Origin of the sequence: Collinsella sp. AF16-8 (genome assembly GCF_003462695.1) — a bacterium.
In the GTDB taxonomy this organism is placed as follows: domain Bacteria; phylum Actinomycetota; class Coriobacteriia; order Coriobacteriales; family Coriobacteriaceae; genus Collinsella.
The window spans coordinates 164,857-177,594 of record NZ_QRXX01000002.1 but is presented as its reverse complement, the minus strand read 5'-3'; the positions used below and the strand labels follow the sequence as shown (position 1 = coordinate 177,594).

Here is a 12,738-nt window from a genome sequence, read left to right as displayed (position 1 = left end):
CTACTCTCCTCGCAGGTAAGCTTTGACGTCTTCTTCGATGGGGTCGTACAGGTCGGGGACAATGCCGATGTACTTGCACGCCTCGTAGAGCACCGGCACCACGTTGGCGTGAATGGCGACGCAGTGGTGGATGTAGGGACCCTCGACGATCTTGGCCTCGAGGCGCTTGAGGTTGTCGACCTCGACCCACAGGTAGGTGCCCATGCCGGCCGGGCCGTCGATGCCGCGGGCGTTGCCCAGCAGCAGCGAGTACTCGCCGTTGTCGCCGTCAAAGCGGGCAAGGGTGAGGTCGCCGTGCTTGGCCTCGGCCGTCAGCGCGCCGGGGTGATCGAAGGCCAGCGGATAGGTGAGCTTGGGCTTGACGGCCGCGCAGCTGCAGGGCCAGGGGCCGCAGTGCTGCAGCAGCTCGCCGTTCTCGTTATCGGGATGACGCACGGTCCAGTCGGCGAACATGCCGCGGTGACGGCCCAGGTCGGCGGCCTCGACCATCAGCGCGGTGATAGCGCCATGGATGTCGGTCTCGCAGACGATGGGGATGCCCATCTCGTTGAGGATTGCGTTGGCGGCGCAGGGCATAATGCCCAACTCGTCCTGCAGGGCGTTCCAGCACTGGATGGCGCCGGCGTTGCAGCCGTACTTCTCGACCAGGCGCTTCATGGCAATGGCGAGTCCTGCGACCGCAGGAACCTTGTCTTCGGGGATGCAGATCTCAAAGCTGTCACCAATGTGGGCGAGCATGGTTGCCATGGCCTGCTCGTCAGCCTGGGCGTCGCGCACGGCCTGGACAAGCTCGGTCATGGGGATGGGCGAAAGCTGGATGTTGAACTTCTCGAGCAGCTCGCCCTCGTTGCACATGGTCGACCAGAAGTCGAACGGACGGGTGGCCATCTGCAGGATGCGGGTGTGCTTGAAGGTCTTGACCACGTTGCAAACGGCCAAAAAGTCCCAAACGCCGCGCTCGAACTCGGGGTCGGTCAGGCGGCAGTTGGTCATGTAGGTGAAGGGAACCTGGAAGCGGCGCAGGACCTTGCCGGTGGCGAACAGGCCGCACTGGCTATCGCGCAGGCGTGTGCCGTCGGGCTCGGGGCGCTCGTCGCGCGGACCCCACAGCAGTACGGGTAGACCGAGCTCGCGGGCAAGGCGAGCGCAAACGTACTCGGTGCCAAAGTTGGCGTGGCACAGCATAATGCCATCGACGCCCTCGGCGCGGAATTTCTTGACGATGGGCTCGATATGGCTGTCGTCGAACAGCAGGCCCTCTTCATTGATGTCGTCGATATCCACGATGTCGACGCCGATCTCGCGCAGGCGATCAGCCGTCAGGCCGCGATACTTGATTGCGTCCGGCGCGCTAAAGATACTGCGGCGCGTGGGCACAAAGCCGAGCTTGATCTTGTCCATGTACGTCCTCCCCTAATCACATGTTCAGTAAACAGACGCATGTTTCGTTTTGTTCTGTTTACTAAATGTTTTACTCTACTGTTTAGTAGTTTAACGCGAAATACCCGTAGACGGTAGAGAAATCAGCCTAAACGGTATGTAAACAAACTGAACATACAAGGGCATCAAAAAGAGGGCCCAAAGGACCCTCTCTTAGTAGCGTTATGTATGGCTGCCTTAGCGAGCTTTGCCTCCCTACGGCCCAGCGTTGCCTTTGCCTAGATCTCACGCACGCTTTGGCGCTCGACAAAATAGGTCGACACGGCCGTCTTGCAGGTATAGCTCTTGGGATTGCGGATGTTGCCCACCAGGCGGCGCACCGCGATCTCGCCCACCTCGTGCTTGGGAACGTGCACCGTGGTGAGCGGCGGATTGGAGAAGGCGCCCAAAGACAGATCGTCAAAGCCGATGATTGAGACATCCTCGGGGACACGTATGCCGTGCTCGTTCAGCGCGCGCATGGCGCCTACGGCGAGCACGTCGTTTTCGGCAAAGAAAGCCGTCGGCAGGTCGTCGCGCGAGACGCTGTCGAGCCATGCGCCCATGTCGCGATAAGCACCTTCGAGCGTGGTGCCCAATGTGACGCGCCATGTCGGGTTGGCCTCAAGGTCCGCATCCTCAAGCGCTTGGCGATAGCCGCGCTCGCGATCCTTAAAGTTGCGGATGCGAAGGTCGCCTGCCAGATAGCCGATTTGCTTGTGACCCTTCTCGATAAGGTAGTCCACGGCGCGCAGCACCGAGTCGGTGTTGGCAATGACTACGGCATCGAAGTACTGACGATCGCTCCAGCCATCGAGCACGATCAAGTGGGCGGCAGCGTTGGCGAACAAGGCATAGTCTTCCTCACCCAGCTCGGTACCCATCAGCACGATGGCGGCCGACGGGTCGGCGATCAGGCCCTCGACCTGCGGGCGCACGGCGTCCAGGTCGCTAAAGTCGAGCGAGACAAAGCTCGTGCTCATGCCGTGGCGACGCGCCTGGCGCTCCACGCCCTCGATGACCGCGGGGTGGAAGGTGCTCTCGTCCAGGATGGCGCCCGTCTTGCGCGCGAGCACAAACTGGATGCTCTCGAGCTGCGTCGACTGCTGATAGCCGAGCGACTGCGCGCACTCCAGGATGACCTTGGCGGTCTCCTCGCTCACGCTGCGCTTGCGGTTGAGCGCGTTGGACACGGTTGCGGGCGAAAAACCGGTGATGCGGCTGATCTCGCGAACACTTGCTTTGGCCATTGTTCCCCCTAGCAACGGTCGTGGCGGAGCATCGTGGCCTGACCGCCCCGTGACTCGACAACTAAACGACCGCAAATTCAATCTAAACAGAATAGTAAATGTTTAATAGCTAGTTTAGCCTGTTGTCAAGCGAAGCGACGCGACTATTCCCCCAACGGGCGTATTTACTCGGTAGCTAAAAAAGCCCGTCCCAAATTGACTACATGGGACGGGGCGTGAAAATCATTTAGCCCAGGACACGAGCCATACGGGCCTTGAACTCGGACAGGAAGCGCGGGGCGTCCACGGTGAGCGCCACGAGCGCGCTCTTATCCGGATCGGACAGACGGTGCTCGTCACAGATAGTGCGGCCGCGGTACTCGCCCAGCAGGTCGACACGAAGATTGCAGCCGAGCGCACCCACGAGCGTGGGATCAATCGCCACGGCAACCGCCAGCGGATCGTGCAGCGCGCAGCCGCCCAGGTAGGGCGCGTTCATTTCGTACGAACCGATATAGTGCTCGACCATGCTCGCAAACGCGCAGCCAGCCATAGTGCCCGAGCCCGTCCAGCCGGCAACGTCGCGACGTGTGAGCACCACGCGGTGCGTCACATCCAAGCCCACCATGGTGAGCTTGCGGCCCGAGCGCAACACGGCGTCGGCAGCCTCGGGGTCGCCCGCCATGTTGGCCTCGGCGCCCGCGCTCACGTTGCCGGGCACGGTAAGCGCACCGCCCATCACGACCACGCGGCCGATGGACATCATCGCCGCCGCATCGCGCTCCAGGGCAAGCGCCAGATTGGTGAGCGGGCCGGTCGCAACGTAGACCAGATCGGGACCATAGGTACGCGCGGCATCAATCAGGTAATCGACCGCCGCATTGCCATCGGCCGACGTCGCGCCCACTGGCTCGTACGGCGAGGCGGGCACGCTTGCGCCGCCAATACCGTTCTTGCCGTGGATAAGCGTGGTGGACGCCGGCGGCGTGTAGGGTTCGGTCGCCTTCATGGGACGATCGGCGCCCAGGTACACCGGCACCTCGGGACGACCCAACAGGTCGAGCACCGCCAAGCAGTTGTGCGCCGACTGCTCGACGCGCACGTTACCAAAGCACGTGGTGATGCCGACGAGCTCCACCTCGGGGCTTGCGATGGCATAGGCGAGCGCCATCGCATCATCCACACCCATATCCAGATCAAGGATCAGCTTCTTGGTTGCCATTGTTCTACTCCGCTTCTCCGTCTACATCCAAACCGTCTAAACCAAACTTGTGCTCGACTTCCGTACGCGTGGGAATTGATTGCTGAGCGCCCAGGCGCGACACCGTCACCGCCGAGGCGCGAGCGCCCGCCGCCATGCACTCAAAGAGCGGCAGGCCCTCCAGACGAGCTGCAGCAAGCGCGCCAATAAATGTATCGCCCGCGGCCGTCGTATCGACCACCACGCTCGAAAGCGCCGGCATGCGCAGCGGCTCACCGCCATCGCCGAGCGTAACCGAGCCGGCGCCGCCCAGCGTGATGACCGCAGCCCCGGCGCCCTTATCGAGCAGCGCATTGAGCGCGGCGACGCAGCTCGCATCATCTGTGGGCAGAATGCCCGTCAGCACCTGGCACTCGGTCTCGTTGGGGCAGACCAGGTCGACCGCAGGCCACGCTCCTGCCGGCAGGTCGCAGGCGGGCGCCGGGTTAAAGATCGTATAGAACCCCAGCTCGTGAGCGCAAGAAAGCGCCGCGGCCGTTGCTGCAAGGTCACATTCGCCCTGGGCAATAAAGACGCTTCCGGCAGCCGGGGCAATCTCGCTGGCATCGCCGTCGAGCTCGTCGGCCACCAAGCGCCTCAGTGCGCGGGCAACGTCCTCGCCCGCAAGCGCATGGTTGGCGCCCGGCGACAGCACGATGCGGTTGTCGCTCTCACAGCGAATGATAGTCGCGGTACCGGTCTCCACGTCATCGCGACGCGCCACAAACTCAACGCCCACGCCGGCATCCTGGAGCCCTGCCACAAGCGCATCGCCAAAGGTATCGCGCCCAACAGCGCCAATCATGCACGTGCGCGCACCCATGCGCGCAGCGGCAACGGCCTGATTGGCTCCCTTACCGCCGGCGTTGGTGATAAAACCGCTGCCACCGACGGTCTCGCCCGCGCGCGGCATGCGCTCGCACGCCACCGAAAGGTCCATGTTCATGCTGCCGAACACCGCAACGATGCTGTGATCCGCCATGGAAACCTCCTCGTCTTCAGGCTTTGCGCCCACCGTCGACCAACGATTGTGCACTCTCGCACCCCCTATAACTTTAGTCCACTTTGATGTGGACGCGCGCTTGAGCTTGCGCCAGCAGCAAGCATTCACAGGGGCAGGCAGCTACAATGAATACGTGCTGATTATTCTCGTCATTGGATGATGTTTTATGGAACAATTCTCGCAATCGGGCTCGCGCGGTCGACGCCGCACGGGCAACGAGCCGGCGCCGCACGAACGCGTGAAGGGCGAGCGCCGTGCCAACGAGCCGCGACGCACCGCGAGCCCCCATCGCGCTTCTGCCAACAACGCGGGCCGCGCCAACACTCCCGCCGCGGAGCAGACGCCTGCTCGCCCCAAGCCCCGCTACATCCCTGCGCTCGACGGTCTGCGCACGCTTGCCGTCGTCGCGGTGGTGCTCTATCACCTCAACCTCACGTGGGCTCAGGGCGGCCTGCTTGGCGTCACGATCTTCTTTGTGCTTTCGGGCTATCTGATCACGCGCCTGCTACTCAACGAAGTCGCTAAGACCGGCCGCATCGACCTTAAGAGCTTCTGGATTCGCCGCATCCGTCGCCTGGTCCCCGCCGTGGTGACCGTTGTGATTGTAACCTGTGCGCTGTGCACCGTCTTCAACCACGTGATGCTCACCAAGATGCGTCCCGACATTCTGCCGTCGCTGCTGTTCTTTAACAACTGGTGGCAGATTATGCAGGACGTCTCGTACTTCAACGCCCTGGGCGACCCCTCGCCGCTTACGCACTTTTGGTCGCTCGCCATCGAGGAACAATTCTACCTGGTTTGGCCACCGCTGCTGTTTGCCATGGTGTCCATGCATGTGAGCAAACCCAACACGCGCCGTGTGGTCCTGGGACTCGCAACGGTATCCGCCCTTGCCATGATGGTGCTCTACAACCCTGCCGCCGACCCCAGCCGCGTGTACTACGGCACCGACACCCGCGTCTTCTCGCTGCTGCTGGGCGCCTGGATGGCCTTTATCCCCGATCGCGACCTGGCGCCGGTGCGTCTCGCTCATCGTTTGGGGCTCAATCGCCTGGCTGGCGCCGCCAAGCACGGCAAGAACGCCGAGGGCGAGCCTGGCGAGAAGGCCGACAACGCAGCCGAGACCGTCCCGGCACAGCCGAGCGCCCTCGTGCGCTTTTGGTCCTCGCCCGCATCCATCGATGTGCTGGGCGTCGTGGGTCTGGTTGGCCTTGCCGCCATGGTCGCGCTCACCAACGGCTACACCGCGTTCCAGTATCGCGGCGGCACGCTGCTATGCTCCATCCTCACGCTCATGGTCATCGCGGCCTGCGTGCAGCCCCAGGGAATGGTTGCCCGCGCACTGTCCGCCGAGCCGCTCGTGTGGGTTGGCAAGCGCTCGTACAGCATCTACCTGTGGCACTATCCGCTACTGTTGCTCATGAACCCGGTCGCCAACATCAACGATACGCCGTGGTGGCAGTACATTTTGCAGGTGTTGTTGGTGGTCGCCGTAGCCGAATGTTCATATCGCTTTATCGAGACGCCGTTTAGAAAGGGCGCCTTTGGGCGCACCGTATCCGAGTTTCGCGACGGCGCCACCACGCCCGCCAACTGGGTACGCGCGCACGTCCCTGTCTGCGCAGCCTGCGCTGTCGTGTTGGTCGTTGCACTGGGCGGCCTGGTCTTTGTGCCCGAGACGTCTGCACTGAGCGGTGAGGGCGCCGAAGTCCTCAACAAGGAAGCCAAGAACACCGCGCCAACGGACCAACAGGCAGCCGACGACACCGACAAGGACAACGACGGCTTCCCCGATGGCTCCTACGACCTGTTGATGATCGGTGACTCCGTGTCGCTGCGCGCCGTTGATTCCTTTGACGGCGTGTTCCCGGACAGCCATATCGATGCCGAAAAGGGCCGCCAGTTTGATGCGGGCCGCGCGACATTTGAGGGCTATCTCCAACAGAACCTTGCCGGCAAGATCGTGGTCTTTGCACTGGGCACCAACGGCTTGGTAACCGACGACCAGATCGACGCCATCGTGACCGATGCAGGAGATAAGCGTATTGTGGTGTTTGTGAACACGCGCAGCCCGCAGCCGTGGGTTGACTCTACCAACCAGGCCATCGCCAACGCTGCTACGCGCTACAAGAACGTGCGCGTTATCGACTGGTACGGATACAGTGCCAATCGCAACGACCTGTTCGATGGCGATGGCACGCACCTGTCGACCACTGGCGTGACTGAGTACCTCAACTTGATCCACGATGCAGTCAAGAAGGACCTGCCCGTGCATCCCGAGGATCACGTCAACGATCCGCAGCCGGCGGCCGTCAAGTCTGCCACCGACGCGCTCGTCAATGCGCTCGCTCTCAAGCCGCACAAGCTGGGCACCGACAAGTAACCTGCAACGCAAACTTCCCACATCCGGAGGGGGTGCCTGCCACGGCAGGCACCCCCTCCGGCAGTTAGGGACGTTCCTTATGTGCCGGCACCTAGGGACACTCCTGACACAGCCGAGGAACGCCCTCCTTGCGACCGAATTCTGGGCACCTCGCCACCCCGAACGTTGTTTCCAAGCCCACACCCGCAGCAAACAACCCAAAATCACTCTTTTCGAGCCGGCTCCAAGGGGTCGTGGACAAAAAGGGGCAAATATGAGTACTGTTACCATTTTAGTAGCAGGCAAAACCACCCAAAATGGCGCTCATGCGGTAGCGCGCGACCCTTCCAGTTGACCAGAATGGCCGGCTTAGGACTTGGAGACCCGCTTTTAATAAACAGATTCTTAACTATGTTCATTATTTTCTTGGTCGTAAATGCTATCGGCAAGGCAACAGTACTCATATTTGGCATTTTTTGTCCACTGCCATATAACTAACGCCCTATAGCGGGCAAAAAACAGGCCGCAGTCCATCGCTGCGGCCTGTTTGGAGTCCAAAAGAGGCGCTAAGCGCTGTAACCCATCGCCTGTAGAACAAACATGACGACCGTCAGCACCGTAATCACACCGATAGTCGCCCAAGTGAGCACATTCCACACGCGGCCGTTGCGGTTAGTGCCCATAATGTGACGGTCAGCGGCGATAACCACCTGGAACACCAGAACCACGGGCAGTAGCACGCCATTGATGACCTGCGAGGTCATCATAATCTGGAACAGATCGACGCCGGGCATAAGCACCAGCACGGCAGAGATACCGATGATGGCCGTAATGATGCCGCGATAGACCGGGGCCTCGTCCCAGCTGCGGTCGGCACCGCGCTCCCAGCCAAATGCCTCGCAGATAGCGCTCGACGTAACGCCCGGTAGCACGCAAGCAGCCAAGAAGCTCGCCGCGACCAGGCCCGAGGCAAACAGCACCGTGGACCACTGACCCGCAATAGGCTCCAGCGCGCGGGCAGCATCGGCAGCATCGCTAATCTGAATACCCGCCGGGAACAGCACCGTACCGGTCGTGATGATAATAAAGCCCGCAATGATATCAGCAGCGATCGAGCCGCTCACGGTATCAATACGCTGCAGCACGATGTCGTCCTCGCCCGCATTCTTATCGACCACGTTATTCTGCGCCAAGAAAATCATCCACGGCGCGATGGTGGTACCGATCGTTGCGACCACGAGCGACACGTAGCTGGGGTCATTTTGAATGTTAGGCACGACCAGGTCGACCGCGACCTCACCCCAGTTGGGGCCAGCCATAAACGCGGCGACGATATAGGTCACGAACACGCAGCTCACCAGCAGCAGAATCTTCTCGATGCGCTGGAAACTACCCGACATGGTAAGCATCCACACCAGCAGCGCCACCAACGGCACCGAGATGCTCGCCGGCACGCCAAAAAGAGCAAGGCCGCTGGCGATGCCCGCAAACTCCGAAATGGTCACAGCCGTGTTGGCGATCAACAGCGCCGCCATAGCAAGTACACTCTTGCGCACGCCAAAGCGCTCGCGAATGAGCGATGCCAGGCCCTTGCCCGTGACGCAGCCGCAGCGCGCCGCGGTCTCCTGCGTCACGATGAGCAGCACGGTCATGACAGGAAGCATCCACAGCATCTTGTAGCCATAGCTGGCGCCCGCGCTGGAATACGTTGCAATGCCGCCGGCGTCATTGCCCGAAAGCGCCGCCAGCAGACCAGGACCCATAGCGCCAAAGATGGCCGCGATGGTCAACTTTTGCTTGGTGCCCGACTTTTGCTTGGTATTTTGCACGCGACCACCTAACCCATGACCGACATGGCGAGCAGCACCGCGGCGATGCAATACGCCACGCACGAGATCATGACGGCAATAACGTTCATGGCGGTGCCCGACGTGTTGAGGTCATGCTCGTCACGCCAGAACAGCACCATCAGGTAAATCACGGCGCTCATGTTGCCAACCAGGCAAATAATGGCAGCGATATTAAAGCACCCGGTAAAGAGCTGCTCCTCAAACATGGGCGCATCGAGGAACGCAGCGGTGCGCACCAGCTGGGCGCACAGGTAGGTCACGAGTGACAGAATCAGGCCCATGCCCGTGCTCTGGAAGAAGAACCCCAGATACGGCTTGGGCTCGTCGTCGTGACCGTCATACTCCAGGAAGTAGTTCTTGACGAACGACACCATGCGCGAGGCCGCCAGCAGCACGAGCGGCATGGCGCACATGGGGAACACCACCAGATGCGCGGAGCCGAGCGCCGTCCCCAGCACGGTCGCCATGATGCACGACGCGATGCCCCATACAACAACCCAGTACTGGCGATGCACGAACCAGCTGAGCACGTTCGTCGAGTCGTCCGACGCGCTATCGCCCGAGCCGACACCGGCGATCTGCAGGTCCTCCTGATGCTCCTCGGCGATAACGTCCATGGCGTCGTCGAAGGTCACGATACCAAGGATATGACGGTTCTCGTCGCAGACAGGGATGGCAACCAGGTCGTACTTGGTCATCTCGTCCGTCACGTCTTCCTGGTCCTCGTCGGGCGACACATAGACCAGGTCGCGATAGGCCAACTGACCCAGCGTGGCGTCGCGGTCGGCTACGATCAGCGTGCGCAGCGAAAGCACGCCGGTCAGCATGCCGCTCGGATCCTCGGTATAGACGTAGTAGACGCTCTCGAAGTCCTCGTCGAGCTCGCGAATCGCCTCGATGGCGTCACCGACCGTTGCCGTGGCGGGCAGGGAGACAAACTCCGAGGTCATGATGCGGCCGGCGGTGTTGTCCTCATACCCCAGCAGGTTACGAATCGCTTTCTCTTCCTTGACGCCCATCAGGCGCAGGAGCTTCTCGGCCTTCTCGTAATCGAGCTCGTCGATCAGATCGGCGGCGTCGTCCGGGTCCATCATGGCCAGCATCGACGATGCGTCGGTGTCGGACAGGCCCTCGAGCATCTCGGTCATAAGCTCGTCGTCATCGAACTCCGAGATGGCCTCGGCGGCCTGGGCAGTATCGAGCTGCGCAAACACCTGCGCACGCAGACGCGGGTCGAGCTGCTCGATAATGTCGGCGATGTCGGCAGGGTGCAGCTCGCCGAGCGTCTTGTGCGACACCGAGAGTTGAATGTTCTTGGTCGAGCGGTCGAGCAGGTCCATGTAGGACCAAGCGATGATGTCCTCACTGAGCGGCTTGCCCAGGTGCTTCATAAAGCCTTCGACGATATGCTCGAGCGCGGGGCTGATGGCGCGTAGCAGACCGCGAGCACCGACCTCGGCGCCCAGCAGGCGCAGCTGGTTTTCGCCCGACATGGAAAACTTGATGTCGTTGACGCGCACGACCTTCATGCCCTGCGTGTCGACAATCTGCTTGTTGAGCACGTCGCGGGCAAGCAAGAGTTCGGTCGGCTGCAGGTACGAAAAACGGATTTCGGTGGCCGACGTCTTAAGGTGTACACCCGTCTCGTCGATACGGTCGACCCATTTGCGCCAGCTGATCATAAACGGCGTCTTGCCGGGACCGCGGAACGCGAGCGACGTCACGTGCGGAAAAACTTCGCCGGTAGCAATACCAAAATCGTTGACCACGCCGAGCTTTTCGCCGTCGACGTCCAAGACCGGCAATTTGAGCATCTCACTCAGATAATTCAATGGTGCTCCCCATCATTATTCCCCCGGACGCGGCCGCGCGCGCGGCGTCCGGGGGCTTCTGGATATGTATACGCATGCGCGGGCGGCACGCCGCTCGACGCTTACACCCCGTGCATGCGCAAAAAGCACCTGCATGGGGTCATCGACTGTATGGTCGAGGTTTGGATTTCACCTGTAACCTTTCTCTTGACCCTCATTAACCGCAGTAACTATAGCATCAGCATCGCCCTGCGGCATCGAATTTATGCGCTGCACATTGCAGGCATACCAAACGCTGACGCATCCGTGACATAGTCATTGGGGACGTTCTTAAATGACTACCCAATAACTACTCTGTGGTGTCGTTGTCCTCGGCAAGTTGGGGGAACACGGCATCCTTGGGCATGGTGACCTTCGTCAGCGAGGTGAGCTTTTTGCTCAGCGACGCGTCCGTCTTGACCAGGTCGCTGAGCGTCACGATCTTGTAGCCGTCGGCAATGAGGCCGTCGATAATCTGCGGCAGCGCCTCGAGCGTCTGCTCGGCGCATTCGTCTCTATCGGTGAGCAGCACGATATTGCCCGGCGTCACCGAATCGAGCACCGTCGAGACCTGCTCGTCGGCACCGTTGAGCAGCCAGTCGCCCGAGTCAATATTCCACGAGACCACGGCGGAGACCAGGTCCATCGCATCAATCCAGTTTTGCTCGTCAAAGGCAGCGTAGGGAGCACGCAGCAGCATCGTCTTCACGCCGGTCGCCGACTTAATCGCATCGGTGCCTTTCGTGATCTGTTCGCGTACCGCCTCACGGTCCTGACCCTTGAGCGAATCGTCGCCGTAGCTGTTGGATCCGATCTCGCACCCGGCATCGACAATCGCCTTGGCCGTGGCAGGCGATGCCTCGGCCGCATCGCCCGACAGGAAGAACGTCGCGGTGACGCCCTTTTCCTTGAGTACCTGCAAGATCTGCTTGGTAGCGCTGCTCGGACCCTCGTCAAACGTCAGCGCCACGTACTTTTTGTTGCCCTTGGGCGCCACGCTGGCGCACGCAACGACGCAATCGGTGGCGGGCACGACCTCGCCGCGGTCCTGTGTCTTGCCCGATTGCTCGCCGACCCACACCTCGGAGCGGCCCTGGACACCCCACGTCTGCACATACTCGATAGCGCCCGTACCCTCGACCTTGAGCTTGGGCTCGATAACCGTAGCCTGAACCTCGTGCTTCTCGTAGGTGTTACGGCCATCCTTGACCGTCACCTTCTCGCCGCCCTCAAGTTCGCGGCTATCCCATTTGCCCTGCTTCACGCGCTTGCCGTCGACCTTCACCGACAGCTTTTCGCCCCCATGGCGCTTGAGCACGCTGTCATCGACGGCCAGCAGGTCGCCTGCGTCGTAGGTGTCAGTCAACTCCTGGTCGTCGATGAGATTCTGCAGCGTAGAGCCCACACGCACCGCTGTCTTCTGGCCGTTGAGCTCCACGTCCACACTGCGGTTGACGTAGCCCACGACGGCAGCGATAAACAGCACGAGCGCGCAACCCACGGCGATGAGCGCGTAGGGCAGGCGAGACGAACGACGGGGTGTGCGGCTGTTGCCGATGCGCGCGCTGCGATCGCTAAAGCCGCGGCTATGGTTGAGATACATCGCGCCGGGCTTACGGTGACGGCGGCGCTGACCGCTGGGCAGCTGCCCCAGGTCGCGGCGCGCCGTCGGACGCGCACCCGAACGCCCGTTTAAGTTGGATCCGTTTTGGCGCATGTGCCCTCCCCCATAAACACAGCAAGCCGGAGCAACAGGTCTCCGGCTTGCCTCCCATCATTTGGTAC

General features: G+C 61.5%; 8 protein-coding genes. 1 reads left to right on the top strand and 7 read right to left on the bottom strand.

What is annotated here, in order from left to right:
• The 4 genes from DWW73_RS03050 to DWW73_RS03035 all read right to left on the bottom strand — a co-directional run bounded on the left by DWW73_RS03050 (position 1) and on the right by DWW73_RS03035 (position 4,870).
• Entirely contained in the window at positions 1-1,401 is a 1,401-nt protein-coding gene (locus DWW73_RS03050; RefSeq protein WP_117778708.1) for an L-fucose/L-arabinose isomerase family protein, read from the bottom strand.
• 257 nt (positions 1,402-1,658) lie between these two features.
• Positions 1,659-2,669, bottom strand: a complete 1,011-nt coding sequence (locus tag DWW73_RS03045; protein WP_055252157.1) for a LacI family DNA-binding transcriptional regulator — start codon at positions 2,667-2,669, stop codon at positions 1,659-1,661.
• Positions 2,670-2,895: 226 nt separating this feature from the next.
• Positions 2,896-3,870 carry a nucleoside hydrolase gene (locus DWW73_RS03040; protein WP_117564514.1) on the bottom strand — a complete coding sequence of 325 codons (975 nt, stop codon included), beginning with the start codon at positions 3,868-3,870 and terminating at the stop codon, positions 2,896-2,898.
• Positions 3,871-3,874: 4 nt separating this feature from the next.
• Positions 3,875-4,870: a ribokinase gene (locus tag DWW73_RS03035; protein WP_117735886.1), complete on the bottom strand. Its 996-nt coding sequence runs from the start codon at positions 4,868-4,870 to the stop codon at positions 3,875-3,877.
• Between the two features lie 187 nt (positions 4,871-5,057).
• Between DWW73_RS03035 and DWW73_RS03030 the strand changes: the two genes are divergently transcribed.
• Positions 5,058-7,274, top strand: a complete 2,217-nt coding sequence (locus DWW73_RS03030) for an acyltransferase family protein (RefSeq protein WP_117778707.1) — start codon at positions 5,058-5,060, stop codon at positions 7,272-7,274.
• Between the two features lie 545 nt (positions 7,275-7,819).
• Here DWW73_RS03030 and DWW73_RS03025 read toward each other — a convergent pair.
• The 3 genes from DWW73_RS03025 to DWW73_RS03015 all read right to left on the bottom strand — a co-directional run bounded on the left by DWW73_RS03025 (position 7,820) and on the right by DWW73_RS03015 (position 12,670).
• Positions 7,820-9,016, bottom strand: a complete 1,197-nt coding sequence (locus tag DWW73_RS03025) for an Nramp family divalent metal transporter (protein ID WP_117769790.1) — start codon at positions 9,014-9,016, stop codon at positions 7,820-7,822.
• 74 nt (positions 9,017-9,090) lie between these two features.
• Positions 9,091-10,935, bottom strand: a complete 1,845-nt coding sequence (locus DWW73_RS03020; protein WP_117778706.1) for a magnesium transporter — start codon at positions 10,933-10,935, stop codon at positions 9,091-9,093.
• Between the two features lie 328 nt (positions 10,936-11,263).
• Positions 11,264-12,670, bottom strand: coding sequence for a polysaccharide deacetylase family protein (locus DWW73_RS03015; protein WP_233509100.1), 1,407 nt, complete (start codon positions 12,668-12,670; stop codon positions 11,264-11,266).
• Between the last annotated feature and the right edge of the window lie 68 nt (positions 12,671-12,738).

Coding starts and splice junctions, on each gene's coding strand:
- DWW73_RS03050 (WP_117778708.1), bottom strand. CDS start 1,401: ATGGACAAGATCAAGCTCGGCTTTGTGCCCACGCGCCGCAGTATCTTT.
- DWW73_RS03045 (WP_055252157.1), bottom strand. CDS start 2,669: ATGGCCAAAGCAAGTGTTCGCGAGATCAGCCGCATCACCGGTTTTTCG.
- DWW73_RS03040 (WP_117564514.1), bottom strand. CDS start 3,870: ATGGCAACCAAGAAGCTGATCCTTGATCTGGATATGGGTGTGGATGAT.
- DWW73_RS03035 (WP_117735886.1), bottom strand. CDS start 4,870: ATGGCGGATCACAGCATCGTTGCGGTGTTCGGCAGCATGAACATGGAC.
- DWW73_RS03030 (WP_117778707.1), top strand. CDS start 5,058: ATGGAACAATTCTCGCAATCGGGCTCGCGCGGTCGACGCCGCACGGGC.
- DWW73_RS03025 (WP_117769790.1), bottom strand. CDS start 9,016: ATGGGTCCTGGTCTGCTGGCGGCGCTTTCGGGCAATGACGCCGGCGGC.
- DWW73_RS03015 (WP_233509100.1), bottom strand. CDS start 12,670: ATGCGCCAAAACGGATCCAACTTAAACGGGCGTTCGGGTGCGCGTCCG.